Raw genomic sequence first — 26,454 nt, 5'->3', positions numbered from 1 at the left:
TTCAGTGAATGTGTTTGTCCGGCCAAGGGTCCTGTGCGGTCATATGAACCTGTTGGGATCCGGGGCAAGAGCAGGCCCCACATCGCCGTAGCGTCCCTTTTGCACGTCGCCGCGAATGGTGCCGTCCACCAAAGTGATGACCCGGCGCCGCATGAGATTGACGAACTTTTTTGCGTGGGAGGCCATGATGATGGTAATGCCGTGGCGGTTCAACTCGGACAAAAATAGAAACATATCCCAGACGGTGTCGTCGTCCAGATTGGCGGTGAGTTCGTCCAGGACAAGAATCTCCGGATTGTTGATGATGGCCCGGGCCAGTTCCACCCGGCGGCATTCGCCGGTGGAAAGCTCCACCGGATACCGCCCGGCCACGTCGCCGAGACCAACCATACTCAAAGATTTTCGCACCCGATCGGCGGGGGGCTGATGGGTCCGTTTCTGGCCGAGCAAAGCGGCCAGGGTGAGATTCTCCTCAATGGTCCGCTTGCGGGCCAGCGAGGGGAACTGGGGCACATAGCCGAAACACAGCCGCCGGCGGACCCACTGACGGCGGGCCATCCGGGTGACGTTGATGTCGTTGAGAAAAACATTGCCCGTTGTGGGCTGTATCTGACAGGCGATCAGATCCAGCAGGGTGCTTTTTCCCGCGCCGCTGCTGCCTGTCACAAAAACGAACTCCCCCCGTTCGATGGTGAGATCCACCGACCGGACCGCATGAACGACCTGGCGCTCATGCTCCTGGGGGAAGTCCTTGCCGACTGATTCTAAACGTATCTGGGGCATATATCACTCCTCCGGGCTGCGGGGCCGAAACCGGCCGCGCCCGGTGATTGGACGCCGACGGACTGCGGTGTTGCCGTGTCAATCGTCCTTGCCGGCGTAAAACGAAGCGGAACCGCCGAACCGGCGGCTGACGGACTGGTCGGCCCGACAAATCTTCTCCAGCAGGTTCCGGTTGGTGTTTACCTGTTTGAGCAGGGCCTGCACCTTGTCCGGCGGCTCATCGCCCGGCTTGCCGGTCAGCAGCAGCCGCAGACGTGCGCCGTCCTGCGCGGGAAGTTCCGCACAGTGACGGCGCAACGCAGCTTTATAGCCGAGCATCCGGTCGATCTCCTCCTGCCGCATGGAGAGGAACAGACGCACCGACACCTGATCCTGACGGCTCACCGCATCGGCCAGCTGGCTGGTCAGATCGTCAAGTTCGATCAGGCTGGTGTGCATCTGGCGCTCCACCGCGCAGGCAAAAGACAAGGTCTGTTCACTCAGCATACCGTGCTCCCATCATCGTTCCGTGGCGTTTTTTTCGGCGGTGCGGAAACTTTCGCGCAGTTCACAGGCCATGCGCTTGACCCGCTCCAGTTCCGTTTTGTTCCGCCCGCTCTTTACCCGGCTGAGTTCGTAGCAGAAATATTCATACAGCCGCGTGAGCTGGGCGCTGATGGGGTACTGCCGGTCCAGGGTGTCGTCCAGATAATGAACCACGTCCACCGAGCGGTCCACCGCGCTTTCGAAAACGGTGTAGTCCTCTTTGTCAAGGGCCAGTTCCGCCTGGGTCAGCCGTTTGACCAGCTCATCGTAAACCAGCAGCAGCAGTTCGCCGGGGGTCATGGTGCTCAGCGCGTCTTCCCGGTAGTGCTGATAGCCTCGCATATCCATGGGATGTGCTCCTTTCCGGCCGGCGCGATCAGCCGCCCAGCAGGCCGGACAGCGCCGAACTCTGGGAATTCATCTGGTTGATCAGCAGTTCCAGCTGGGTAAATTTGTTGGTGTAGTAATCCACCTGGTTGGACATCTTGTCCTGCCATTTGGTGATCTCCTCTTCCACGTCCTTCATCTGGTCCAGGATGGTGTTGTCCAGCGCGGCGGTGGGGGAGTACTTGGAACCGGCCTTCTCGATCAGGATGCCCTTCACGTCGCCGGTGGTGGAGGCATACCGGTCGGTGATGGACTTGATGGAGGCCATCAGGCCGTCGGTGGCGGCGCCGTTCTCCTTGGACTTGGTGAAAGCCTGCTGCACCTTGTCCGGGTCGCTCTCCAGCGCCTCGCGCAGGGTCTGCTCGTTCAGGGTGATGGTGGTCAGGCCGTCGGAATAGGCGGTCTCGATGCCGATGGAGCGCAGGGTCACGCCGTCCGCGCCGCTGGAGGTGATGGCGTTGCGAAGATCATTATACAGCGAAGACAGGTCGCTGTCCATAAAGAGGATGCCGGTCTTGGCCTTCTCTTCGTAGTTTTCGATGGCGGAATCGGTCATGTCCGACTTGTCGTCATCGGTGAGCGGCTCGTACTTCGAACCGTCGGACTTCTGCAGCGGCATGTCGGAGTAGGCGCTCTTCACCGCCTTGATGACCTCGTTCAGGTCGTTCACCATCTTCTTGACGGCCTCCACGATGGTGTCCGCGTCGGTCTTGCTGGTGAAGGTCACGCTCTGGTCGGCGCCAAGATCCTTGACGGTGTCAACGGTGGTCTTCTCGTTGAAGGTGCCGTTCACGGTAACGCTCATGCCGTCCAGATCGAAGGTGTTGGAGGCGCGGGTGAACTCCTTGGTCTGCCCGTTGATGGTGGCGATGAAAGTGGCGTCCGTGCCCTGGGTATAGTTCGCCCCGCTGGGATCCGGCTTGCCGAACAGTTTCTCGCCCAGGCCGACGCCGCCGCCCTCGGGGGTGCCGATATCCACCCGCCCGCCGGAGCCGGTGTCCTTGGCGGTGAAGACGAACTGGCCGGTGGTCTTGGAGTAACTCACGTTCACGCCGGCCTCGGTGTTGGCGTTGATGTTGTTGATGATGGTGTTCAGCTCGGTGTCGCGGGTGTAGGTGCCGATCTTCACGTCGTTGATCACCAGGTCGAAGCCCTGCAGCCGCTGGCCGTCCTGGCCCAGGCGGTAGCCGTCCTTGTCCACGGCGTTGCCTTCCGCGTCCACATACTTGCCGGGCACCACATTGCCGTTGGCGTCCTTCTTCTGGGAGACCTTGCCCACGGCCATCAGGTCATAGCCGCCCGCCAGTTCGTCGAACTTGATGCCCAGCTCGCCCAGGGTCTTGGTGGTGTCCAGATAGGAAGTGATGCCCCCGCTGATGCCCAGCGCCTCACCCACGCCGTCATCGGCGCTGGTGACGGCCAGGTTGGAGCCGTCCGCCACGGCGAAGGTCAGCTTGCCCTCCCCGTCAAAGTCGGTGGTGACCTTGTCCTTGCCGAAGGCCTTGTCCAGTTCGGCCTGCAGGGCGTCGCGGAACGCCTTGTTGGTCTCGTTGGGGTCGGCGTTGGTGGTGATCTTGGGCAGTTCGATGGTCTTGCTCTTGCCGTCCAGCGAGACGGTGATGCTCTTGCCGGCGAGGTAATCCGCCATGTGGACGTCTTCCACAAACGTGGTGCCCTGGAAACTGAAGGTGCCGGAGCCGCTGTCCACCACGCTGTCCAGATTGGAGATCATATCCTTCAGGCTGCCGGTGGCGCCCGCGATGGACACAGTGTTGCCGCCGCCGCTCTTATCGTAGAACGACACGCGGTTGCCCACGCTGTCCACGCTCACGCCGATCAGGCTGCCGGCGTCCACCATGGAGCCGCTGCTGGTGGAGATCTGCTGGTTGTTCAGCTTCTCCTCGATGGCGGCCTGCAGTTTGGCGGTGTCCAGCTGGCCGTTCTCGTCGGCAAAGCGCTCGGTGTCGGAGAAGTCGATGGTCACCTGGCGGTCGCCGTAGTTGATGGTCAGCGAGCCGGCCAGCTTGCTCAGCTGGAAGTCGCCGTTCAGATCCACCTTGCTGTTGCCGGTCACGTTGTAGCCGTCGGTGCTGTTGGGGTTGAGGTTGTTGCCGGAGACGGTGTAGCGGGTGGCGGTGGCCAGCTGCTTCACGGCGTTCAGCACCACAGTGCTGTTGGTCTTGCCGGAGGCGGACACCAGCGCGGCGTAGGCGCCGTTGGCGGTGGTTTTGACCGCGTTGTTGAAGAAGCTGGAACTCAGCAGGTTGGTATCGGAATAGACATAGGAGGCGTAGTTCCGGTCAAACTCCACCAGTTTGTCAGAAATGCTCTGGATGGCCTCCTGCTGCCACTGCAATTTTGTGTTTTTCTGCTGGAGCGACTGGATCTTCTGCTGGTAGCTCTGCACCACGCCGGAGATCAGCTGCTCGGTGTCCAGGCCGCTGGCCAGACCGGAAATGATGTTATAGGTGCGATTTCCGTAAATGCTGGACGAAGAGCTGGAGCCGCTCAGACTGTTGATGGATGCCATGGATAATACACTCCCTTCTGTATCTTAAAGAGAAACGGGGCCGGGCGCACAGGCCGCGGGCCGCGGCTTATTGACAAGGCCGAACCTTTTGAGTAAAATGACCTCGAAACAATAGACTAATGAAAAGAAACCGATGTTCTCTCAGTATCTATATCGTCCGCCGCAAGGGAAGATTTAAGTGTTTTTTGTAATTTTTTTGCGGCGTGCAGCAAGAGAGCCGCCCCCGGCAGGGCGGACAGTGAAAGGAAGGGGTAAAAATGGCGGCTTCGGTGATCGCCATCACCAATCAGAAAGGCGGCGTGGGCAAAACGACGACGGCGGCCGCGCTGCTGGCCAGCCTGCACCGGCGGGGCGCGCGGGTGCTGGGCGTCGACCTGGACCCCCAGGGCAGCCTGGGGTTCAGCCTGGGGCTGGACATCGAGCGATGCCTGACGGTGTACGAGGTGTTCCGGGGCGAGGTGGAGCCGCAGCAGGCCATCGCCCACACCGATTCCGGCGACATCCTGCCCTCCAACATCCTGCTGTCGGGCGCGGAGCTGGAGTTCAACCGCCCCGGGCGGGAGTTCCTGCTGAAGACCGCCCTGTCCAAGGTGGAACAGAACTATGACTATATCATCATCGACACGCCCCCGGCCCTGAACCTGCTCACGGTGAACGCCTATGTGGCGGCCCACAGCCTCATCATCCCCATGGCGCCGGAGGTGCTCAGCCTGCTGGGGGTGTCGCAGATCAAGGAGACCATCGAGGGCGTGCGGGAGTATTACAACCCCGGCCTGCGGGTGCTGGGCATCCTGCTCAACCGCTTCAGCGCCCGGTTCAACCTGAACCGGGAGGTGCTGGAAATGGCCTCCCAGATCGCCGCCCAGCTGGACACGGTGGTGTTTGAGACCAAGATCCGCACCAGCGTCACGGCGGCGGAAGCGCCCGCCCACGGGCAGAGCGTGGTGGACTATGCCCCGTCCTCCAACCCCGCGCGGGACTTTGAGGCCCTTTGCGACCAGGTGGCGGGCGCCCGCTTCCCCCGCAGCGGGAAAGGAGGCGCGCGCTGATGTCTGGCAAAAACAAGAAGGGCGGCCGCAGCAGCAAGACCGACCATGTGCTGAGCCTGCTGGGCGGCGCCGCGCCCGCGACCCGGGAGGAGGCTCCCGGCGCCTTGAAGCCGGCTCCCGGCACACCGCCGGCCGGCGAGGCGAAGCAGCCGGCCGACAACGCAGCGCAGCCGGCGGCCGACACGCAGGCTCCCGAACCGGCAAAGCAGCCCGCCCGGCGGGAGGGGGAGCACCTGATCGCGCCCATCCTGCAGGTGGAGAAGAACAACAGCGACGCGCTGTCCCGCACCATTCGGGACGCGCTGGCCGACTCGCTGGCTGAGAGCCTGGGGGAGGCAGCCCCGGCCCCCGCGCCGGCGGAAGCACCCGCCCCGGAGGAGGCAGCCCCGGCCCCCGCGCCGGCGGAAGCACCCGCCCCGGAGGAGGCAGCCCCGGCCCCCGCGCCGGCGGAAGCACCCGCCCCGGAGGAGGCGGCCCCGGCCCCCGCGTCGGCGGAAGAGCCCGTCCCGGAGGAGGTAGCCCCGGCCGCTGTGCCGGCGGAAGAACCCGCCCCGGAGGAGGCGGCCCCGGCCGCCGCGCCGGCGGAAGAGACCGCCCCGGAGGAGACGGCCCCGGCCCCTGCGCCGGCGGAAGAGCCGGCCCCCGAGACGGAGGAGCCGGCCCCTCGACCGGCGGCGGAAACGCCTGCCGCGCAGGAGGCTGCGCCGGCCCCCGGACCGGCGGAGGAAGAGCCCGCCCCGGAGCCTGTAACCTATGAGGCCGCGCCAGAAGAACCGGCCCCCACGCCGAAGCCTGCGGCGGAAGAGCCGGCCCCTGAGACGGAGGAGCCGGCCCCCACACCGAAGCCTGCGGCCGATGAGCCGGCCCCCGAAACGCCCTTCGCCCCCCGCGAGACCCGCCTGCCGGACGGCTCCGTCTGCCTGAACCTGATGGAACTGCTGGTGGACGAGCGGCTGGAGCGGTATGTGCGGATGTTCGGGCTTTGCACCTGCCCCCGCTGCATGGCGGACGCCCGCGCCCTGGCGCTCACCCGGCTGCCGGCCAAGTATGTGGTGCTCTCCGGCTCCGCGGCCACACCCATGACCAGCCTCTACCGGGCAAAGTATGAATCCATGGTGGTGGCGCAGGTCATCCAGGCGTGCAAAACGGTGATGGAATCGCCCCGGCACACGCTGTGAGCCCTTTTGAAAAACCTCCCTTCCCCCCGCTTTGGGGCGGAAGGGAATTTTTTTGAAATTTTTTTTGGGCGAGGGCTTAACTTTTGCCCCCAACGGGCCGACATATGCAGTGAAGGGATTCGGAGCCGCGGCTTTGGTCCCTCACCCAGGCGCCCGGATGTTCCCGTAAAGGCCTGCGGGGGCAAAAGGGCCGGAAAAACGGCAGTGGGAAGGAACCCGCTGTCAGCGAACCATTTTTCAAGGAGGAAAAATTGTTATGCGTATTCAGAATAACATCATGGCGATGAACGCCTACCGCAACTACACCAACAACACTTCCGCGCTGTCCAAGAACCTGGAGAAGCTGTCTTCCGGTTATAAGATCAACCGCGCCGGCGACGACGCTGCCGGCCTGGCCATCAGCGAGAAGATGCGTGCGCAGATCACCGGCCTGGAAGGCGCTCAGAAGAACGCGAAGGACGGCATCTCCCTGGTGCAGACCGCTGAGGGCGCTCTGACCGAAGTGCACGACATGCTGAACCGTATGTACTCCCTGGCTGAGCAGTCCGCCAACGGCACCTACGAGAACGAGACCGACCGTGCCCAGCTGCAGAAGGAAGTCAGCAACCTGAAGGACGAGATCGACCGTATCGCCAAGAGCTCCAACTTCAACGGCATCAAGCTGCTGGACGGCTCTCTGGCTGAGACCAAGGTGGACATCACTACCGCCAGCCTCAATGGCAGTAACACCATCAACACGGTCAATGCTTCCAAAACCACCAGCACCGTCACGATTGGCGCAGGCAATGATGGCACGGAACAGGAGCTGACCGTGGAGTACACCGACGCCAACGGCAAGCTGCAGACCACCACGGTGACCTACACTGCCAGCACCACTGCTGCCGATAACGCGGCTGCCATGAAGGATGCCCTGCTGAAAGACAGCGCTCTGAGCGGTCTGTTCAACATCACCACCAATGGCACCACCCTGCAGTTTGAGGCGAAGGAGGCCGGCGACAGCGGCATCAAGATCACCGGCATCACCGCGGATGATGCCGCCACCGCCATTACCGCCGGTAGCCTCGCGGTCAACGACGGCGCCAGCGCCTATCAGTCCGTTGCGGCGGGCATCGCTACGGGTGGCACGAATCAGGACCTGGAGGCCGGCGACTACATCACCATCAACGGCACCACCTATGAGTTCGTGGCAAAAGCGGACGATGAAACCACCAACAAGAACGCCGTGAAGGTGGTTCTCGGCTCCACCGATTCCAACACCGTCGCCAACCTGAACAAGCTGCTGAAGGAAGAGGGCATCGAGGCCACTATCAATGGCACCGCCATTGACTTTAAGTCCATCCAGGACGGCGCCGGCCTGAGCCTGCAGATCGGTGACACCGGCGAGGACTTCAACCAGCTGACCGTTTCCATCAAGGACTGCCACACCGCCGCGATGGGCATCGCCGATCTGGACATCGGCACCCAGGCGGGCGCCAAGGCCGCTCTGGCGACCATCGAGAACGCCATCAACTACATCTCCGACGTCCGCGGCGGTCTGGGCGCTACCCAGAACCGTCTGGACCACACCATCAACAACCTGTCCGTGATGCAGGAGAACATCCAGGATGCCGAGTCCTCCATCCGCGACACCGACATCGCCGAGGAAATGATGTCCTACACCAAGAACAACATCCTCATCCAGTCCGCTCAGGCCATGCTGGCCCAGGCCAACCAGGTGCCGCAGGGCGTGCTGCAGCTGATGCAGTAAGCTCTTTGCACCGCGGGAGGAAGTTCGTTCTTCTCCATCGGCAAAGAGGGGGCGCGCCCGTTGGGGCGCGCCCCTTTTTTTGTCGGCCCGGCGCGGTGCTTCAGCCTGTTTCCAGCGCTGGAGCCCCGCGCCGGGCCGACAAACCCATCCCGCCCGCACCGGGCGCACGAAAGGAATGATCTTGTTATGAGCCAGCCGATCCTGTCCATCGGCATCATCTTTAAAAACGACATCCGCTGCATCGAGCGGTGTTTAAGTTCCCTTGCGCCGCTGCGCAAGGCCCTGCCCTGCCAACTGGTGATGGCGGACACCGGCTCCGCCGACGGCAGCCGGGCAGTGGCGGAAAAGTACGCCGACGTGCTGTTCGATTTTCCCTGGGTGAACGACTTTGCCGCCGCCCGCAATGCCGTGCTGGACCGGTGCACCGGCGACTGGTGTCTCACGGTGGACACCGACGAGTGGCTGGACCCGGACATCGGGGAACTGGAGTCTTTTCTCAAGAGCGCCGAGCGGGAAAAGTTCGAAGTGGGCAGCCTGATCCAGCGAAATTATTACGACAAGCAGCTGCGCGATTATGGGGACTTCTTCGCCATGCGGCTGGCGCAACGGCGCGGCGGCCAATTGCGCTATACGGGGGCCATTCATGAGGTGTTCTCCTTTCCGTATGAGGCGCGCCCACAGCACATCGTGCTCTCCCGAACGATCCTTCATCACGACGGGTATGCGGAAATGACTCCTGGATATATGCGGGACAAACACCGGCGCAACATGGCGCTGCTGCGGAATGAACTGAAACGGACGCCGCAGGACCTGCGCATATTGGGCTACTGCATGGATTCCGCCGAAACGCCGGAAGAAAAGCTGGACTACGCCCGGCAGGCCTATACCATTCTGCGCGGCGCGCAGGGAGCGCCGCAGGTGGACCGCATCCTTGCCTACCAGAAGTGCATGAGGGTCTTTTACAACAACAAGAAGTTTGACCGTGTGCGGGAATGCTACAACACCTGGAAGGCGTACAGCCCGGAATCGGCCCTGCTGCGGCTGGACGGCGAGACCCTGGCGGCCGCGGCGGCTTACTATCAGGACGATTACCAGGCAACGATGGAGCACCTGGAAAACCGCCGGCAGGCGCTGGAGGAAATGGAAAGCCGCGCCGATCTGCGGCGGAGCGACCGGCTCTATGCCCAGTATGACACCACCGACCGGCGCTGGCGCAGCGATTTGCAGGCGGTCGCGTTCCACGCCCTTTGCGTTTTGCAGCGCTACGGCGAGGCGGATGAACTGCTTCGGGAGGCAAAACCCGGGGAACTGCGGACAAAGGACCGGGGCTTTGTGGTGATGGAACTGCTCAAACACCCGGAGCAGCTGCCGTCGGGGGCTGTTTTCCTGCGCCGCTGCTGGGAATTTTACCAGGATGAGGCGGCCTGGCAAGAAGCCGGCGAGGATTTCGACCGCCTGCAGGTGTTTGGAGATTTCATCTCGATGCTGCTGAACTATCTGGACCGCACCGGTCCGGAGGGTTGGGCCCTGCTGGCGGGCATGGGGGACACCGCCCCCGGCCGCAGCGCCCGCATTGTGCAGAGCAACGACGCTGAAACCATCGCCGGGGAGTGGGCACAGGTCACCGATTGGCGGCAGATGTTCCCCCAGGCCTACCTGCACACCCTGGAACTGCGGCTGCCCCTGCCGGAGAGCTTTTATCAGCAGAATGCCGAGCAACTGGCGGCGCTGGCGGCGGAACTGGGAAAACGGGTGCTGCTGCCCCGCGCGGCGCTGGACTGGCTCTCCCACATCGACCCGCCCGCCACCCCGGGCCAGCTTGCCTGGCAGCTGGACCTGGCCACCGTCGCCCTGCGCGCCCCCGGCTGGAACAAGGACGTGCCGGTGGGGCAGGGCCTCTGCGAACAGTACGCCGTCCTCTCTGCCACCTGGCTGGACAATGTCTACAACCCGGAACTGCTCAACGCCGGGGACATCGCTGTGCTGCCGGGGATGCACCGTTTTGCCTGGCAGCTGCGGCAGGCGCTGGCCGCATGGGAAAAGGGCGATGAACTGGGTTATGTCCGCGGCCTGGGCGCCGCGCTGGACGCCGCCCCCGCCATGAAGGAGACGGTGGATTTTCTGCTGGAGCACAAACCCAAAACCGCCGCCCAGCGCCAGCTGGAAGAATTGGCCGAACAGGTGAAGGCGATCCTGTCCCGCTATGCGCCGGACGACCCGGCGGTGGCGGCGCTCAAGGCGAGCCCCGCATATCAGAAAGTGGCCCCGCTGCTGAAGGAAGCGGTTGCCGCGGCGGCGCCACAGGAAACGACGCCGGTCTCGCCCAAACCCCTGGAGGAGGCGCTGGCCGGCACCCGGCAGGAGATCGCCGCCTCGGCCTTGAAAAGTCTCGGCCGCTGGGGCGCGGATGCCCAAAAAGTGCGGTTGGACTACTGGAAAAAGTTCCCGCTGTGGGGCAAGAACGAAGGGGAAGTGACGGCGAACCTCTCCGCCGCCCTTTCGGAACACGGACAGGACTTCCGCTGGCTGTTCGGCCGCCTGGGGGACGAGCAGTCCCGCCGGGTGCTCACCGCGGTGGTGCGCAACTGGCGATACTATGAGATGGAGCCGCTGGAGCGGGTGGCCGACAACGAAAACGACGATTACTTCGACCGGGCCCTCCTGCACTGCGATGAAAACGAGGTGGTGGCCGATCTGGGCGCTTATGTGGGCGATACCTTCCTCTCCTATGTGAAAAATTACGGCAGTATGGCCTACCGCCGCTATTACTGCTATGAGATCACGAAGGAGAGTTTTGATGTCCTGCGCAGGGTCACGGCGGCCTACCCCCGGGTGGTGCTGCGCCGCAAAGGGGCGGGGGCCGCGCCGGGCGTCATGAAGATGGAGACCGGGGCGGATGCTTCCGCCAACGGCCTCGCCGAAAACACGGGCGCGGCCGGGGCCGATACGGTGGACATCGTGCCGCTGGATCAGGACATCACCGAGCCCCTCACCCTCATCAAGATGGATATCGAAGGGATGGAGCAGGCGGCGCTGCAAGGCTGCGCGGGGCACATCCGGCAGGAGCGGCCCAAGCTGGCTCTCTCGGTCTACCACAATTTTGAGGACATCTGGAAGCTGCCCCGCATGATCGACGAGATGGCCCCGGGGTACCGCTTTTACCTGCGCTACCATGGAGGAGATGCATGGCCCAGCGAGATCACCCTGCTGGCTCTGCCCCCGGAAGAAAATAGCGCGGAAAACGAAGGAGGAGCACGATGACTGACAACCGTGACAAATTGCTGCAGACCATCCCGCGGCTGTTCTCGCTCTGCGCCACCATCCGGGAGGCGGCGGCCCACGGGGCGGCCCGGCCCGCGTCGGCCGACGCCATGAAGGAGGATGCGGCGGCGGGCATCCGGGCGGTGGAGGAGGCGGCGCGGCAGCTTTGCCCCAACGAGCCGCCCGCCCCGGCGGCGCTGGATGAACTTGCGGGGGCGCAGGGGGAACAGATAGGCGACTTTGTCAGCGCCTGGTTCTCCGACGTCATGGGGCCGTTTCTGCTGCGGCAGTTCCAGACAGCCCTGCGCAGAGAATGGAGTCTCTCGCAACCGGACGCCCAAAGCATCGCCCACTGGGTGCTGCGGGAACTGCCCGCCCTGCCCGCCACCAAAAAGGACCTGCTGCTGGAGATCGGGATGCACTGTGCCGACAGCGCCCCGGAATTTGCCTGGAATTTGATGATGCAGGTGGCGGGCTCCCTCACGCCGGAGGAGCAAAAGAAAAAGTTTCCTCACTGGGTTGGTGAACCCTATCAGGAAGGGCGCCATCCGCAGACTGAGCTGAAGCGCTGCCCCATCTGCGGCGGCGAAGGGGCCCCTTATCTGGCCGCCTTCTCCGGGCGCATGGACGATTTCGACACCCTGTTCCAGCCCGCGAAGCTGTGGATGCGCTGCGAAAAATGCGGCAACCTCTACACCCGCTGGTTCCCCACGGAGTTTCTCAAGCTGGGCGCCGCACCCAGGGTGCTGGCGCCCGTGCCGGGCCATGTAGTGGTTCGGGAGGTGGACGGTCGTGCCTTGCGCATCTGGAGCGACATCCTCAACAAGATACGGGCGCACACCGCCGGCCGTTCGCTGCTGGAGGTGGGCGTGGGGCAGGGGCACCTGATCGCGGTGGCGCAGGAGATGGGCTACGACGTCACGGCGGTGGAGCTGCTGGAGCAAGAGGCGCAGACCACCGCTGACCTGCTGCAGCTGCCGGTGATCTGCGGCGACTTCCTCCATCTGGAAGAAGACCGTCAGGTGGACATCATCACCATGGGGGATGTGCTGGAGCATCTGCAGCGCCCGGCGGAGGGGCTGAAAAAGGCAGCCGCCCTGCTGAAAGACGGCGGCGTGCTTTGGCTGTCCACCCCCAATTTTGAAAGCAGCTTCACCCGCATGATGAAAACCTTCGACCCCATGTGGTGCGAGCCCTATCACATTACCTATTTCTCCCGTGCGGGGCTTTTGCCGCTGCTGGAGCAGGCGGGCTTTGAACTGCTGGAATACTCGGTGAGCAACCGCTACAACGGGTCCATGGAACTGCTTTTGCGCAAAAAAGAGCAATGAAAAACGCGGGGGCGTTTCCCAAATGGGAAACGCCCCCGCGTTTGCTCGTTTGTTTATTTGCCGGTGCGCAGGTGCTGCATCAGCACCGAGGCGATGTTGTCGCAGGAGGCCTGCACCATCACCGCGCCGATCTCCTGCGCCACGCCGGGCATCCCGTACACCACGCAGGAATCCTTGTCCTGCCCGATGGTGTAGGCGCCGGCCTTGCGCATCTCCAGCAGGCCGGAGGCGCCGTCGCGGCCCATGCCGGTCATGATAATGCCCACCATGGGGCACTTCACCTGGGCGGCCATGGAGGTGAACAGCGCGTCCACCGACGGGCGGTGCCCGCTGACCTTTTCGCCCGGCTGGCAGGCCAGGGTGTAGCGGCTGCCCATGCGCACCACCCGCGCCTGAAGGTCCGCCGGGGCCACCAGGGCAAGGCCGCGATGGATCTCGTCGCCGTTCACGGCCTCCCGCACCTCCATCGCGCACAGCTTGTCAAGGCGCTGGGCGTACATCTTGGTGAATCCCGGCGGCATGTGCTGCACGATCACCATGCCGGGGATATCCGCCGGCAGCCGCTTGAGCACCTCCAGCGTGGCCTCGGTGCCGCCGGTGGAAGCGCCCAGCCCGATGATGGTGTGGTCCAGGTCCATGGCGCAGCCGCCGCCCAGCGCGGCGGGCGACGTCAAAGGCGCGGCGGGCGCGGCCGAAGCTGGCGCGCCGGCGGAGGGGGCCGCCGCGGCAGGCGCGGCGGCGGGTTTGCGGCGCACCACCTTTGCGCAGGACGCCACCACGATCTTTTGTGAAAGCGAGCGGAAGAAGGAATCCTTGCTCTCGGTGCCGTCGGGCTTGCGCACAAAGTCCACCGCGCCGGCGGCCAGCGCGTCAAACACGCGCAGGTTCAAACTGGACACCAAAATCACCGGCAGGGGATGCTCCGGCAGCAGCTTGGCCAGAAAATCGATGCCGCTCACACCGGGCATCTCCACATCCAGCGTCATCACGTCCGGTTGCAGGCGTTGGATCTTGGCCGTGGCGTCCAGCGCGTTGATGGCATATCCCACCACCTCGATGTTGGGGTACGCTTCCAGACCTTTGATGAGAAAAGTGCGGGCCACGGCGGAATCGTCCACCACCAGCACCCGTATCTTCTTTTGGTTTGGCATCATCAGGGTTTCTTCACTCCTTGCATTGCATGGGACGAGGCGTTTACCTTGCGGTAAATGGCCGGCGACACCATCCGGAACAGGGGCGTCTGCCCCAGCGATTCCGAATGGCTGATAAACAGATAGCCGCCCGGGGTAAGGGCGTCGTAAAAACGCCGCACCAGCGCGTCCCGGGTGCTTTGGTCAAAATAGATCATCACATTCCGGCAGAAGATCACGTCGAATTTCAGCCGGAATTTAATGGGGTCCATCAGGTTGAAGGTGCGGAAAATAACATTGTCACGGATGGCCGGCGCCACGGTGTACTGGCCCGGGCGATCCTGGCTGGGCACAAAATAGCGGTGCAGCCATTCAGAGGGCATATCCGCGGGCGGCTGATAGACCGCCGCCTTGGCCTTGGCCATTGCCTGCTGCGAAATGTCGGTGGCAAGGATGCGGGTGTCCCACTGGGGGGCCTGGGGACCAAAAAATTCCTTCAGGTAGATGGACAGGGTATAGGGCTCCTCGCCGCTGGAACAGCCGGCGCTCCAGATGGCCAGCACCTTGTCGCGCTGATGGCGCTGTGCCAGTTCGGGCAGGATCGTCTTCTGAAAGTAGGTGAAGTGATCCTTTTCCCGCAGGAAATAAGTATAATTCGTGGTCAGCTTGTTGAGCACCAGTTCCAGATCCTGCGGATCCTTCTCCTTGAACAGCTTTTCCAGAAAGGTGCGGAAGTCCGTGTATCCCTGCACCTTCAGCGACTGGGAGAGCCGGCTGGTAATAAGCTGGCGCTTTTTGCTCAGGTCGATCCCGTAATTCTTGTGAATAAACTGGACCAGACGCTGAAAATCGGCATCCGTGATGGTCAGGTCGTGTAACAGCATCGCCATGGCAACCTGCCTCCTTAGGTGTGCTCCAGAAGACGCGCACAATCAAAGGCGAGCATGGTCTGCCCGTCCTCCAGCGAGTACATCCCGCACACCAGTTCCCGGGAACTGCGGGGGGGAACAGGCAGCAGGGCGGAGGTGTCGATGTCCACCATCTTCTGCACCTGATCCACCAGGATGCCCACCTCGGAATCATTTTCCTGCAGGATCATCATGCAGTTGCTCGCACAGTCCTGATGGGACAGCAGCTGATGGATGTCCACAATGGGAATGATCTGCCCGCGCAGGTTGATGATGCCGCGCACATAGTCGGGCACCAGGGGCAGGCGGGTGACGGTGTGGCCGGTGATGATCTCCACCACCGCCTCCGCAGGCACGCCGAACAGCAGCCCGTCGGACAAAAACAGCAGATATTTTTCGGTCTTGGCCGCGTTCGCGGCCTCAGGGGACTGATCGTCGGCCTCGGAGGCCTGATCGGTCTGGAACAAAACGTCCTCTTGCGTCATGGTTCTTCTCTCCTTTACTGGGCGTAGGTGTACAGGTTGGACACATCCAGGATGATGCTGATGTTGCCGTCGCCCAGAATGGTGCATCCGGCGATGCCGCTGGATTTGACATTGAAGCGATTCAGGTAGCCCGGCAGGGGCTTCACCACCACCTGCTGCTCGCCCAGCAGTTCATCCACAAACAGGCAGTAGGACTTTTCGCCCGCCTCCAGCCAGATCAGGATGCCGTCGGCCACGCTGGTCACGCCGCCGTCGATCTGATACAGATCCCCCATCCGGATGACCGGGTAGAAATTGCCCATGCATTTGAACATCTCGCCGCCGGAAGCGTCGCGGATCAGGTCGTTTTCGGAGATCTTGAAGGACTGACGGATGTTCAGAATGGGGATGGTGAAGATGGAGCCGCCCACCGACACCTCCATGCCGTCCATAATGGCCATGGTCAGGGGGATCTTCAGGGTGGTGGTCATGCCCTGGCCCGGCTCACTGGTGATGTACACCGTGCCGCCCACGTCCTCCACATTCCGCTTCACCACGTCCATGCCCACGCCGCGGCCGGAGAACTCGGTCACCTCCGTGTTGGTGGAAAAGCCCGGCGCCATAAGGAAGTTCAGGATGTCCTTGTGGGAGTACTCCACATCAGGCTGGGCCAGCCCGTTGCGGATGGCCTTGTTCAGCACCGCGTCGTAGTTGACGCCCTGGCCGTCGTCCTTGATCTCGATGATCACCTCGCTGCCGGTGTGCCGCGCGGAGAGCACGATGGTGCCCACCGGGTCTTTCCCGGCGTCGATGCGCTGCTGCACGTCCTCCTCGATGCCGTGATCCATGGAGTTGCGCACGATGTGCATGATGGGGTCGCCGATGCTGTCCACAATGGTCTTGTCCACCTCGGTGTCCTCGCCCTCCAGCACCAGCCGCGCCTGCTTGTTCAGCTTCTTGCACATGTCGCGCACGATCCGGTGCATCTTCTGGAAGGTGCCGGACACGGGCACCATCCGCAGCGACATGGAGACGTCCTGCAACTCGTCGGTGAGCTTGCGCAGCTGCCGGGCCGACTTGGTGAAGGTGTCCAGCTTGAGGCCCTTCAGGTCCGGCGAGGCGGTGACCATCGACTCGGTGATCACGATCTCGCCCACCACGGCCGCCAGCTGATCCAGCTTGCTCAGGTTCACGCTGATGAGGCTCTCCTTGTGGTGCTGCTGGGGCGCGGGCTCCGCCTTGGAAGCGGCGCTCGGCGCGGCCTTCTTCTCGGCTTTTGGAGCCGCCGGCGCGGCCGGGGCGTCAGCTTTCGGCGCGGCCGCGGGTGCGGCCGCCGGGGCCGAGGCGGCCGGCGCTGCCTCGGCGGCGGGCCGGTCGATCGCCTGGTAGGACCGCACGGAGCCGGAGGAGGTCACGGCGTGGATGGCGTTGTCGCGCTGGGCCTGCTCGCGGAAGAAGATCAGAAAACCGGACTCGATGATCTGATCCGCGGTGGAGGGATTGGACTCCACGCCCTGCGGCTCGTAGGTGAAATCCTCCTCGCTGCAGATCTCTTTCACCGAGTTCACCAGCATGAGCGCGCGCAGGTTTTCCATGCCGCAGCCCTCGTCAAAAAAGACCTGCAGGCCGTAAGGGAACCCGCTGGGGCCGCCCGCCGGGGCGGCGGCCGCCGGCTGCGCCGCGGGCTGCTGGGCCGGGGCGGCGTCGGCTTTCGGGGCGGCCGCATCACCCGCAGCGGGGGCGGCGGGCGCCTGTTCCGGCTGGCCGCCCGAACGAATTTGGTCGATCAGTCTATTAACTTTTTGCAGCAGGGTGTCGATATCTTCAGTGAGCGGTTGCTCATTTTCGATGTGTTCCAATTCCCCGCGGAAAAAGTCGATGGTCTGGAACAAAAGGTCAAACAATTCCGGGCGCAGGCTCTCGGGCACCCCATCCATGGACTTGTCACGGATGATGGAGAACAGGTCTTCCGCCCGGTGAGCAATCGTCATCAGCGAGTTGTACTCCATCATGGCCGAAGAGCCCTTGATCGTGTGCATGATCCGGAAAATGGTGTTGACGTCGTCCTCCGAGAAGCTGTCCTGCTGTTCAGCAGCCAGAACGATACTGTCCAGCTGTTCCAGCAGAGAATTGGTCTCGTACAAAAAGGCATCCAGAATGCTTTCGTTGCCGGTACTCATGAAAAACGGCACGCTCCTTCCTTGGCGTTGGACTTTCCTATAAATGATTATCGACCGCGAAATTTGAAAAATTAAGAGCAACAGTTAAAATATCCGGGCGCCCGGGCCGGCCTTGTGCCGGCGGCCGCGGCGCAACGAGAGGTGGAGCAAGCAATGGCAGATCTTTTAGGCGCGACGAATCGCGTCCCGGGTTACGACGGTGTGAACAACAACCGCCCGCAGCCCGCCCCGGCGCGGCCCAGCGACCCGCAGGTGCAAAACGTGCCGGACCCTGCCCGGGTCACCCGGGCCGACGGGCGCACCGAGCAGCAGGACGCGGGCAACGCCCTCCAGTCGGACGTGCTGCGGTATGATTCCAACCTGCAAACCTTCCTGGAACAGCTTCGGCAGATGCCGGAACTGGCACAGGTCATGGAAAAGGCGCTGCTTCAGCTGCGGGGAGTGGTCTCCACGCCCGGCCTGCAGCAGGGCGTGGCGAAGGAACTGGCGGAATTTCTGCAGATGCTGCAGCTGGACGCGGACGGCTTTCGCCAGATGTTCATGGAGCAGGTGCAGGCGGGCAACCGGTTTTCAGGGGCCCTGTTCTCGCTGCTGCGTCAGACCTACCATGTGCTCAACGGCGAGCAGGCGCGGGTGGCCGTGCTGGAATTCGCAAAGCGCTACATCGACTATTCCGCCACGGGCCACATCGGGAAAAGCATGCTGAGCCTTCTGAAACAGATGCCCGGCTATCTGCCCCAGAGCTGGCGCGGCCGCCTGGAGGAGATGACGGCGCGGCTGGAAAACGGCCTGGCCGCCGGCGCCCGGGCTGAAAACCTCGCCCTGCTCCAGCAGGAGATCATTCCCTATCTGGGCAATTATGTGGAGCGCTCCCACGATCTCGGCGCGCTGCGGGCGCTGCTGAACCTTCTGGTGCTCAGCACCGCCCGCTATGAGAACGGCGCCGAGGGGCCGCTGCTGCTGGCGTTCCGCCAGCTGGGAAGCTTTGGCGGGCTGCTGGGCGGGCTGAACAACCTGGACGACGCCGCGGTGCTGAAACTGCTGCGGGAAAACGATTTTGCCCGCGCGGCGGACAGCGCCTTTGCCCAGGGGTTCGCAAAGGCCGCGGATCAGGCGCTGCGCGGCACCTTCGGGCCGGACGCGCGGGATTCCTTTGCCCAGGTCATCCACTCGCTGCTCATCAACGAAAGCGTGTATATGCCGCTGAATCACATGTTCTTTCCGGTGGAATGGAACGGCAAGATGATGTACTCCGAGCTGTGGGTGGACCCCGACGCCGAGGACGAGAACTCCGGCAAGGAAAGCCCCGGCGACAAAATCCAATTCCTGTTCAAACTGGATCTGGAGTCCCTGGGCTTTCTGGAGATCACCCTGGCCGCCCGGGGCGAACAGGTGGATCTGCACATCTATGGGCCGGACGGCGTGAGCGCAAACAACGAGATCATCGCGGGGGATATGGAGAAGATCCTGGCCCGCCATCAACTCAAGGGAAACAGCATCCAGGTCACAAAGCTGGAAACGCCGCTGTCGCTGACGCAGGTGTTTCCAAATCTGTTTGAAGGGAAGCGGGGCGTCAATGTCAAAGTCTGAAACACCCGCCGCCAAGCCCGCGGGGCGGGCCGCGGCGCTGCAATACCGCCCGCAGGACGGCGCGCCGGTGATCGTGGCCTCGGGAATGGGGCATATCGCCGAAAAGATCGTGGAGGTGGCGCAGGACAGCGGCGTACCGGTCTATGAGGACACCTCCCTCGCCACGGTGCTCACCCAGATGGAACTGGGCCGGGAGATCCCGGAGGAACTGTATCAGGCGGTGGTGGACATCTACCTGTATTTTCTGAATTTTGATCCTGCGGACCCGGAAAAGTTCCGCCGGGAAAACAAGACCGAGTGATGCACAGGAGCATGGAGTATGGCAGACAAATATCTTATCCTTGACAGCCACGGCAACGCCGTGGCCCACGGCGTTTCGGATTACCGCCCGCAGGGCGGCGAGTGGCGCATGGCCATCGACGACGGCGACGTGGAGGAGATCGCGAAGCACACCGTCATCTGTCTGGTGGGCGATTCCGACGCCGTGCCCGCCATGGAGGCGAAGATCGTCCGGCGCGAAGGCAACATGGTGGTGCTGACGCCCTTGCGGCCGCTGAACCAGTCGGTGCGGAAAAACCTGCGTATTCTGACGAGCTTTTCCAGCTTCATCTACCCGCGCACCGGGCAGTGGAAGGGCCGGGAACCCATCATCAGCCGGGATCTGAGCTGCGGCGGCCTTGCGTTCCTGTGCCGCCGTGAACTGCAGGTGGGGGAGAGGGTGCAGGTGGTCATTCCGATCACCAGCCAGCCCCTGCTGCTGGATATGGAGATCCTGCGCTGTTCCAAAGGGCAGGAAGGCGGATATCTGTATGCCGCCCAGTTCCTCGATATGCTTCGGGAAGAGGAGAGCATGGTGCGGGAGGCTGTGTTCAGCCTGCAATTGCGCAACAACTGAACTTGCCGGTGAATGTTCCCGGCAACCGTACAGACCGGCCTGTCCGACGGGGTGAACCGTCGGGCGGGCCGGCCTGTCTTGCGCTCTGCGGGCATCCGGCGGGTTTTGGGGGATCTCCCGCAAAGTGCAATATATATAAATAAGGTATAAAAAAATTCCATTGATTCCCGCGCGCAACTACATCTATTTAATAACGAAAACCGCCCAGGAGTAAAAATGCACAAGACGCTGGGCGTTTGTGAAATAAATTTCACGGAAAAAAACACAAAATGTGAAATTGCCAAGAAGAGTACGGCATATTTTATGGACGTACTTGCAAAGTGGTGCGCTTTGCGATACAATAATGGAGTTAAAAAGGAGTCGAATTTCGCCGGATAATCCGGGCGGCAAGCGGCTTTCGGGAATCCCGGGAAAGCTGGCCGCCGGGAATGTGCGGCGAACCCATACAAGATGAAGAAGGTGTGCCGGAAAATGGATTTTTTATCAAGCAATGCGTCGCTGATGCTTCAGCGCTCTATGGATTATCTGTGGACCAAACAAAGCTGCATTCTGGATAACATTGCGAACGTGGAAACGCCCGGTTACAAAACCAAGTATGCCACGTTCGAGGAGTCGCTGCAGCAGGCCATCCAGGCGGCTGACCGCAAAAACGGAACGTCCCGCGGGATGCGCGCGGCCATCGAAAACGCGAATCTTTCGGTGCAGGAGGCGCAGGAGAGCACCCGTCTGGACGACAACGGCGTGAACGTGACGGAGCAGATGGTGGAACTCTCCCGCAACGGGTATCAGATGCAGTATGTACTGGACGCCATCAACAGCGATTTCTCGCTGCTTCGCTCGGCCATCAAGGGATAAGGAGGGGTAGGAAATGGCTTTTTTGAATTCCATGAGCGTGGTCGGGTCCGGACTTACCGCCCAGCAGCTTCGGCTGGACGTCATTTCCGAAAACATCACCAACCAGAACACCACCCGCACCGAGGCGGGCGGCCCTTACCGGCGCAAAGTCGTCACGCTCCAGTCGCAGGACGACCTGACCCCCTTCCAGCAGGCGCTGGTGCGCGCCCGCGGCGGCCGCACCGACAAGGGCGGCGTGGCCGTGACAGCCATTGAGGAAGACCCCTCCGATTTCAAGCTGGTCTACGATCCCACCAACCCGGACGCCAACGCCCAGGGGTATGTGGAGATGCCCAACGTGGATCTGGTCAAGGAGATCGCCGACGCCATGGCGGCCTCCCAGGCATATTCGGCAAATGTCACCGCGTTCAACGTTCTCAAGCAGGTGGCGGCCAAGGGGCTGGACATCGGCAAGTGATCAGCCGGGCACAGACGGTATAGAAAAGAGGAAACAGGCAAATGACGAACCTTCAATCCATCACCCCCATCCAGGCGCTGCAGTCGTCCCGCAATGTGGCGGACACAATGGCGGGCATCAGCGCGGCGGGCGGACAGCCCTCCATGTTTTCCCAGATCTTTGAGTCCATGGTGAACAACGTAAAGGAAACCGAAGCGGCCAAGAACGAAGCGTATTACGCCCTCGCCACCGGCCAGCTGGACAACCCTGCCGAAGCAACCATCGCCGCTACGCAGGCGTCCCTCGCCTCCGATCTGCTGATCCAGATGAGGAACCGTGCGCTGGATGCCTATAGTGAATTGATGCGTATCAGTCTGTAATCAACGCAGGCTGATTTGTTTTGGGAGGAGAACATGGCAGACAAAGCAAAAAAGACTGCCGAGGCGGTCTTGCAGCGGTGGAAATCCCTCTCCCGCAAGGTCAAGACCCTGATTGGGTGCGGCGCGCTGGCCATCCTCGCGGCGGTGGTGATCGTGGCGGTCGTGCTGAACAATCAACCTTATGCCACCCTGTTTACCGGGCTGAGCCAGACCGATCTGTCCGCGATCTCGACCTATTTTTCCGAAAACGGGATCACCGACTACAAAGTGGAGGACAACACCATCCTGGTGCCGCAGGCGCAGGAGGCGTCCCTGAAGGCGCAGGTGCTGGTGGCGGGATACCCCTCTTCCGGCTATGGATACGATACATATCTGGACAACGTGGGGAGCCTGACCACGGAGTCCGAGCGCAATCAGCTGACCCTTTACGGCCTGCAGGACCGCCTTGCGGCGGTCATCCGCAATTTTGAAGGCGTGAAGGACGCCGTGGTCTTTCTCACCCCCGGCGAGGACCACACCTATGTGCTGGACAGCAGCAACGTGGTGGACGCCACCGCGGCGGTGCAGGTGACCATGCAGGACGGCAAGATGCTGGACGAAAAGCAGGTGGGCGCCATCCGCAACCTGGTGAGCCGCTGCCTCGCGGGGCTCAACGTGGAAAATGTGGACATCTCCGACACCTACGGCAACACCTATTCCAGCACCGGGAACATCACCGACCTGCGGGACGCGTCCGCCTTGAAGCTGTCGCTGGAAGAGCAGTGCAACAACAACATCCGCACCCGCGTCATGCAGGCGCTGATCCCGCTCTACGGCGCGGACAACGTGCAGGTGAGCGTGAACACCGTGGTGGATGTGGACCGCACTTATACCGACTCCACCGATTATTCGCTGGAGGACTGGGCCCAGGGCAAGGACGACGGGATCATCGGCTCCCAGATCTGGGACGATGAGATCGTCCGGGACGACGGCACCAACACCGGCGGCGTGGCGGGCACCACCACCAACGCGGATGTGAACACCTATGTGGAGGACCAGATCCAGCCGGATGGCACCGAGTCGATGTATTCCTCTTCCGGCCAGACCGACCGCCTGGTGGACACCACCAAGGAGCAGGTGGAGCATGTGGCCGGCTACATCAGCGATGTGATGGTATCGGTCACCATCAATTCCAACGTGGCCGGCGGCGCCAACGTGCAGGATCTGTACGACCATGTGGCCCGGGCGGCGGGGATCTCCAAGACCGACCAGGCCGACAAGATCTCCATTCTTGTCTCGCCCTTCTATCAGGACAGCACGCCGGTCATCGCCACACCGGAGGGCATGGAGCCCTGGATGTTCTACGCGGTCCTGATCGGCGGCGGGGTGCTGCTCTTGTTCCTGCTGATCCTGGTGCTGGTGCTTCGCCACCGTGCGAAAAAGGAGCGCCAGCTGGAGCAGGAGCCTGTGGCCGCGGCTGTGCCTGAGCAGGAGACCCCCGAACAGCCGGATATCCTGGAGATGCAGACCGAGAAGAGCATGGAGTTGAGAAAGGACGTCCGCCAGTTCGCGCAGGACAATCCGGAGATCGCGGCTCAGATGGTCAAAAATTGGCTGCGGGAGGGTGATCACACAACATGAAAGAGACACCAGCGCCCCCGGCGCAGGCAGCGGTCGCCCAGCCGAAGGCGTCCAAGCCCAAGAAAGAATTGACCCGGCAGCAGAAAGCGGCTGCGGTCATCATCTCCCTCGGCACGGAAAAGGCCTCCCAGCTGTATCAGTACATGGACCCGGAAGACGTGGAGCAGATCACCCTGGAGGTGGCCAAGCTCGGCTATGTGGACGCGGCCACCACCGAGGATGTGCTCAACGAGTATTACCAGATGTGCATGACCAACAAGGCCGTGACAGAGGGCGGGCTGGAATATGCCCGGGCCGTGCTGGAACGGGCGTTCGGCGCACAGACGGCGGACATGTTGCTGGACAAAGTGACCAAGTCGCTGAAGCAGCGGGAGTTCTCCTTCCTGAACAAGGCCGACGAAAAATCCCTCTATGCGGCCCTCCAGCATGAGCGGCCCCAGACCATCGCCCTGGTGCTCTCCTATGTGGACCCGGAGAAATCGGCGGCGGTGATCGACGAGCTGGACCCGGAACGCCAGGTGAAGGTGGTGGAGAGCATCGCCAATATGGAGAGCGCCTCGCCCGCCGCGGTGAAGATCATCGAGGCGGAGATGGAAAAGCAGTTCTCCAGCATCATGACCACCAACAACGTGAAGGTGGGCGGCGTGGATTATGTGGCCGATGTGATGAACAATCTGGACCGCGCCAGCGAGAAGAGCATCTTCGACCGCCTGTCCACCCACAACGCCGAGCTGGCCGACGAGATCCGCAAGCGGATGTTTGTCTTCGAGGACATCGTCACCATGGACGACCGGTCGGTCCAGCGCTTCGTGCGCGACTGCGACCCCAAGGACCTGGTGCTTGCCCTCAAGGGCGCCAACGAAGAGGTGGCCAACAAGATCTTCAGCAATGTTTCCACCCGTATGGCCCAGAGCATCCGGGACGATCTGGAAGTCACTGTCAACGTCCGCATCCGCGACGTGGAGGCGGCGCAGCAGCGCATCGTGGGCGTGATCCGGGACCTGGAGGAGAAGAACGAACTGATCATCCTCAAGGGCGGAAAGGACGATATCATTGCCTAATATCTTTAAAAACTTCCTGCGGCCGCAGGTGGACACCTACGCCTTCCCGCCGGCCGATGAGATCCAGGTGGAGGAGGAGCCCGCCTCCCCTCCGCCCCAGGAGGCGCCGCCCGAAGACGAGCAGCCCGCGGCCAAGGAACAGCCGGACGGTGAAACGTCCGATTCCGACCCGGGCCAGGGTGCGGCGGCGATGTTCTCCTACGCAAGGGTGCAGGCCGACGCCATTGTTGCGGAGGCCCGCCGCCAGAGCGAGGAGATCCTGGAAGAAGCCCGCCGGCAGGCCCGGCTGGAAGCCGAGGAGATCCAGGAGGACGCCCGTCAGCAGGGTTTCCGCCAGGGCTACGAGGACGGCCAGCGCAAGGCGCAGGTGGAGGGCCAGGCCCGGCTGGAGGAACAGATGCAGCAGCAGGCCGTTCAGGTCAAAGACTTTCTGGAGCAGGCGACCCAGGCCCGGGAGGACCTGCTCGCCAGCACGCAGGATGAACTGTGCGACCTGAGCATCGCGGTGGCGGAAAAGGTGATCCACGTCAGCCTGAAAAGCAGCCGCGAGGTGATCCTGCGCATGGTGCAGATGGCCACCGAACGGCTGCGCCGGCGGGACTGGGTGCGCATCTACATCGGCGGCTGCGACAGCCGGGAGCTGGCGCAGATCACCCCCAAGCTGATGGCATCGCTGGGCGGGCTGTCCGACAACATCAAGCTGATCCCGATGGCGAACGACGAGTCCGGCACCTGCATCATCGAGATGCCGGACGAGATCATCGACGCCAGCGCATCCACGCAGCTGGGCAATCTGAAAGACATTCTTCACGGCAGCTGAGAGGAGGCGAAGGCCTTGTTCGAAGAGATGATCCAGCGGGTGCGGCAGGCGCAGACCGTCAGCTACACCGGCAAGATCGAGAACATCGTGGGGATGTCGATCGAGGCCTCCGGCGGCCGGGCGGCGGTGGGGGATATCTGCCGCATCTACAACGGCGACTCCGGCGGTCAGGTGATGGCTGAGGTGGTCGGTTTCAAAAACGACCGGATGCTTCTCATGCCCTATTCCGATATGAGCGGCATCTCGGCGGGCAACTTCGTGCGCAACACCGGCCGGCGGCTGAGCCTGGAGATGGGCCCCTTTCTCAAGGGGCGGGTGATCAACGCCCTGGGCCAGCCCATCGACGGCAAAGGCCCCTTCAAGGGCGGCACCCCCTTCTGTGTGGACGGCAGTGCCTACATCAACCCCATGGCCCGCCCCCCCATCCGGGAGCGGCTGGAGTTCGGGGTCAAGGCCATCGACGGGATGCTCACCGTGGGCAAAGGGCAGAGGATCGGCATCTTCGCCGGTTCCGGTGTGGGCAAGAGCACCCTGATGGGCATGATCGCAAAACATGTGAAGGCGGACATCAACGTCATCGCGCTGGTGGGCGAACGCGGGCGCGAGGTCCTGGAATTCATGGAGAAGGACCTGGGCCCGGAGGGCATGAGCCGGTCGGTGCTGGTGGTGGCCACCTCCGACCAGCCGGCCATGCTGCGCAAGCGATGCCCGTCGGTGGCTACCGGCGTGGCCGAGTACTTCCGGGATCAGGGCCTGGACGTGCTGCTGATGATGGACTCCCTGACCCGATTCGCCATGGCCCAGCGTGAGATCGGCCTGGCGGTGGGGGAACCCCCGGTGGCCCGCGGCTACACGCCCTCCATCTACTCCGAGCTGCCCAAGCTGCTGGAGCGCAGCGGAAACTTCCAGCGCGGCTCCATCACCGGTGTGTACACCGTGCTGGTGGAGGGCGACGACACCAACGAGCCCATCGCGGACACCGTCCGCGGCATCCTGGACGGCCACATCGTGCTCTCCCGGCGGCTGGCCAACAGCAACCACTTCCCGGCCATCGACGTGAGCGCCAGCATTTCCCGTCTGATGACCGACATCGTCTCGCCGGAGCACCGGCAGCTGGCCGCCCGCATCCGGGACATCATGGGCGTCTACGAGAAAAACTCGGATCTGGTGTCCATCGGCGCCTACAAAGCGGGCACCAATCCCAAGCTGGACTACGCCCTGAGCAAGATCGACGGCATCGACCAGTTCCTGATGCAGGGGGTGAACGAAGGGTTCACCTACGAGCAGGACCTGGAGATGATGAGGGCGCTGCTGTAAAGGAGCA

The 26,454-nt window shown here is 62.7% G+C and carries 23 protein-coding genes; 15 read left to right on the top strand and 8 right to left on the bottom strand.

The genetic code is table 11. The features are described from left to right. Window positions 1-39 precede the first annotated feature (39 nt). The 4 genes from ACH2A7_RS01155 to fliD all read right to left on the bottom strand — a co-directional run bounded on the left by ACH2A7_RS01155 (window position 40) and on the right by fliD (window position 4,225). Window positions 40-783, bottom strand: a complete 744-nt coding sequence (locus tag ACH2A7_RS01155; protein WP_394959215.1) for a cell division ATP-binding protein FtsE — start codon at window positions 781-783, stop codon at window positions 40-42. A 78-nt stretch (window positions 784-861) separates the two neighbouring features. Continuing rightward, window positions 862-1,269 (bottom strand): hypothetical protein, encoded by a 408-nt coding sequence (locus ACH2A7_RS01150; RefSeq protein ID WP_394959213.1) that lies wholly within the window; start codon window positions 1,267-1,269, stop codon window positions 862-864. A gap of 12 nt (window positions 1,270-1,281) precedes the next feature. Next, window positions 1,282-1,656 carry a flagellar export chaperone FliS gene (fliS, locus tag ACH2A7_RS01145; RefSeq protein WP_394959211.1) on the bottom strand — a complete coding sequence of 125 codons (375 nt, stop codon included), beginning with the start codon at window positions 1,654-1,656 and terminating at the stop codon, window positions 1,282-1,284. Between the two features lie 28 nt (window positions 1,657-1,684). Then, complete coding sequence (gene fliD, locus ACH2A7_RS01140; RefSeq protein ID WP_394959210.1) at window positions 1,685-4,225, bottom strand: flagellar filament capping protein FliD; 2,541 nt, start codon at window positions 4,223-4,225, stop codon at window positions 1,685-1,687. 257 nt (window positions 4,226-4,482) lie between these two features. Here fliD and ACH2A7_RS01135 point away from each other — a divergent pair, with 257 nt between their 5' ends. From ACH2A7_RS01135 to ACH2A7_RS01115, 5 genes are all read left to right on the top strand, one after another. Further along, entirely contained in the window at window positions 4,483-5,274 is a 792-nt protein-coding gene (locus ACH2A7_RS01135; RefSeq protein ID WP_394959208.1) for a ParA family protein, read from the top strand. Beyond that, window positions 5,274-6,452 carry a late competence development ComFB family protein gene (locus tag ACH2A7_RS01130; protein WP_394959206.1) on the top strand — a complete coding sequence of 393 codons (1,179 nt, stop codon included), beginning with the start codon at window positions 5,274-5,276 and terminating at the stop codon, window positions 6,450-6,452. Before ACH2A7_RS01135 ends, ACH2A7_RS01130 begins: the two co-directional genes overlap by 1 nt. 256 nt (window positions 6,453-6,708) lie before the next feature. Next, on the top strand, window positions 6,709-8,199 hold the full coding sequence (locus ACH2A7_RS01125) for a flagellin (RefSeq protein WP_394959204.1): 1,491 nt from the start codon (window positions 6,709-6,711) through the stop codon (window positions 8,197-8,199). A gap of 186 nt (window positions 8,200-8,385) precedes the next feature. Continuing rightward, window positions 8,386-11,460, top strand: a complete 3,075-nt coding sequence (locus ACH2A7_RS01120; RefSeq protein ID WP_394959202.1) for an FkbM family methyltransferase — start codon at window positions 8,386-8,388, stop codon at window positions 11,458-11,460. Further along, window positions 11,457-12,791: a class I SAM-dependent methyltransferase gene (locus ACH2A7_RS01115; RefSeq protein ID WP_394959200.1), complete on the top strand. Its 1,335-nt coding sequence runs from the start codon at window positions 11,457-11,459 to the stop codon at window positions 12,789-12,791. The genes ACH2A7_RS01120 and ACH2A7_RS01115 overlap by 4 nt, the downstream gene beginning before the upstream one ends. A gap of 53 nt (window positions 12,792-12,844) precedes the next feature. Here the strand turns inward: ACH2A7_RS01115 and cheB are convergent, their stop codons facing one another. The 4 genes from cheB to ACH2A7_RS01095 are packed head-to-tail and all read right to left on the bottom strand — an operon-like array spanning window position 12,845 to window position 17,473. After that, a complete protein-coding gene (gene cheB / locus ACH2A7_RS01110) occupies window positions 12,845-13,945 on the bottom strand; it encodes a chemotaxis-specific protein-glutamate methyltransferase CheB (protein ID WP_394959198.1) in 1,101 nt (366 codons plus the stop codon). Then, complete coding sequence (locus ACH2A7_RS01105; RefSeq protein ID WP_394959196.1) at window positions 13,945-14,811, bottom strand: CheR family methyltransferase; 867 nt, start codon at window positions 14,809-14,811, stop codon at window positions 13,945-13,947. The genes cheB and ACH2A7_RS01105 overlap by 1 nt, the downstream gene beginning before the upstream one ends. 14 nt (window positions 14,812-14,825) lie before the next feature. Beyond that, window positions 14,826-15,314, bottom strand: a complete 489-nt coding sequence (locus ACH2A7_RS01100) for a chemotaxis protein CheW (RefSeq protein WP_394959194.1) — start codon at window positions 15,312-15,314, stop codon at window positions 14,826-14,828. A gap of 14 nt (window positions 15,315-15,328) precedes the next feature. Further along, window positions 15,329-17,473 (bottom strand): chemotaxis protein CheW, encoded by a 2,145-nt coding sequence (locus tag ACH2A7_RS01095; protein ID WP_394959192.1) that lies wholly within the window; start codon window positions 17,471-17,473, stop codon window positions 15,329-15,331. A 153-nt stretch (window positions 17,474-17,626) separates the two neighbouring features. Between ACH2A7_RS01095 and ACH2A7_RS01090 the strand changes: the two genes are divergently transcribed. The 10 genes from ACH2A7_RS01090 (at window position 17,627) to ACH2A7_RS01045 (ending at window position 26,447) form a co-directional block, all read left to right on the top strand. Further along, window positions 17,627-19,063: a hypothetical protein gene (locus ACH2A7_RS01090; protein WP_394959190.1), complete on the top strand. Its 1,437-nt coding sequence runs from the start codon at window positions 17,627-17,629 to the stop codon at window positions 19,061-19,063. After that, window positions 19,050-19,364 (top strand): EscU/YscU/HrcU family type III secretion system export apparatus switch protein, encoded by a 315-nt coding sequence (locus ACH2A7_RS01085; protein ID WP_394959188.1) that lies wholly within the window; start codon window positions 19,050-19,052, stop codon window positions 19,362-19,364. Before ACH2A7_RS01090 ends, ACH2A7_RS01085 begins: the two co-directional genes overlap by 14 nt. Before the next feature lie 18 nt (window positions 19,365-19,382). Then, a complete protein-coding gene (locus tag ACH2A7_RS01080; protein WP_394959186.1) occupies window positions 19,383-19,958 on the top strand; it encodes a PilZ domain-containing protein in 576 nt (191 codons plus the stop codon). Window positions 19,959-20,429: 471 nt separating this feature from the next. Then, window positions 20,430-20,813 carry a flagellar basal body rod protein FlgB gene (gene flgB / locus ACH2A7_RS01075; RefSeq protein ID WP_394959184.1) on the top strand — a complete coding sequence of 128 codons (384 nt, stop codon included), beginning with the start codon at window positions 20,430-20,432 and terminating at the stop codon, window positions 20,811-20,813. A 13-nt stretch (window positions 20,814-20,826) separates the two neighbouring features. Beyond that, a complete protein-coding gene (flgC, locus tag ACH2A7_RS01070; protein WP_394959182.1) occupies window positions 20,827-21,270 on the top strand; it encodes a flagellar basal body rod protein FlgC in 444 nt (147 codons plus the stop codon). 41 nt (window positions 21,271-21,311) lie between these two features. Then, window positions 21,312-21,629, top strand: a complete 318-nt coding sequence (locus tag ACH2A7_RS01065; RefSeq protein ID WP_394959180.1) for a flagellar hook-basal body complex protein FliE — start codon at window positions 21,312-21,314, stop codon at window positions 21,627-21,629. A 33-nt stretch (window positions 21,630-21,662) separates the two neighbouring features. After that, window positions 21,663-23,249 carry a flagellar M-ring protein FliF C-terminal domain-containing protein gene (locus ACH2A7_RS01060; RefSeq protein ID WP_394959178.1) on the top strand — a complete coding sequence of 529 codons (1,587 nt, stop codon included), beginning with the start codon at window positions 21,663-21,665 and terminating at the stop codon, window positions 23,247-23,249. Then, a complete protein-coding gene (gene fliG / locus ACH2A7_RS01055; protein WP_394959176.1) occupies window positions 23,246-24,310 on the top strand; it encodes a flagellar motor switch protein FliG in 1,065 nt (354 codons plus the stop codon). The genes ACH2A7_RS01060 and fliG overlap by 4 nt, the downstream gene beginning before the upstream one ends. Next, window positions 24,303-25,130, top strand: coding sequence for a FliH/SctL family protein (locus ACH2A7_RS01050; protein ID WP_394959174.1), 828 nt, complete (start codon window positions 24,303-24,305; stop codon window positions 25,128-25,130). Before fliG ends, ACH2A7_RS01050 begins: the two co-directional genes overlap by 8 nt. Before the next feature lie 15 nt (window positions 25,131-25,145). Next, window positions 25,146-26,447, top strand: coding sequence for a FliI/YscN family ATPase (locus ACH2A7_RS01045; protein WP_394959172.1), 1,302 nt, complete (start codon window positions 25,146-25,148; stop codon window positions 26,445-26,447). Window positions 26,448-26,454 lie beyond the last annotated feature (7 nt).

The organism is Candidatus Allofournierella merdavium, assembly GCF_944382735.1.
GTDB lineage: Bacteria > Bacillota > Clostridia > Oscillospirales > Ruminococcaceae > Allofournierella_A > Allofournierella_A merdavium.
This window is presented reverse-complemented; position numbering and strand designations above follow the sequence as displayed.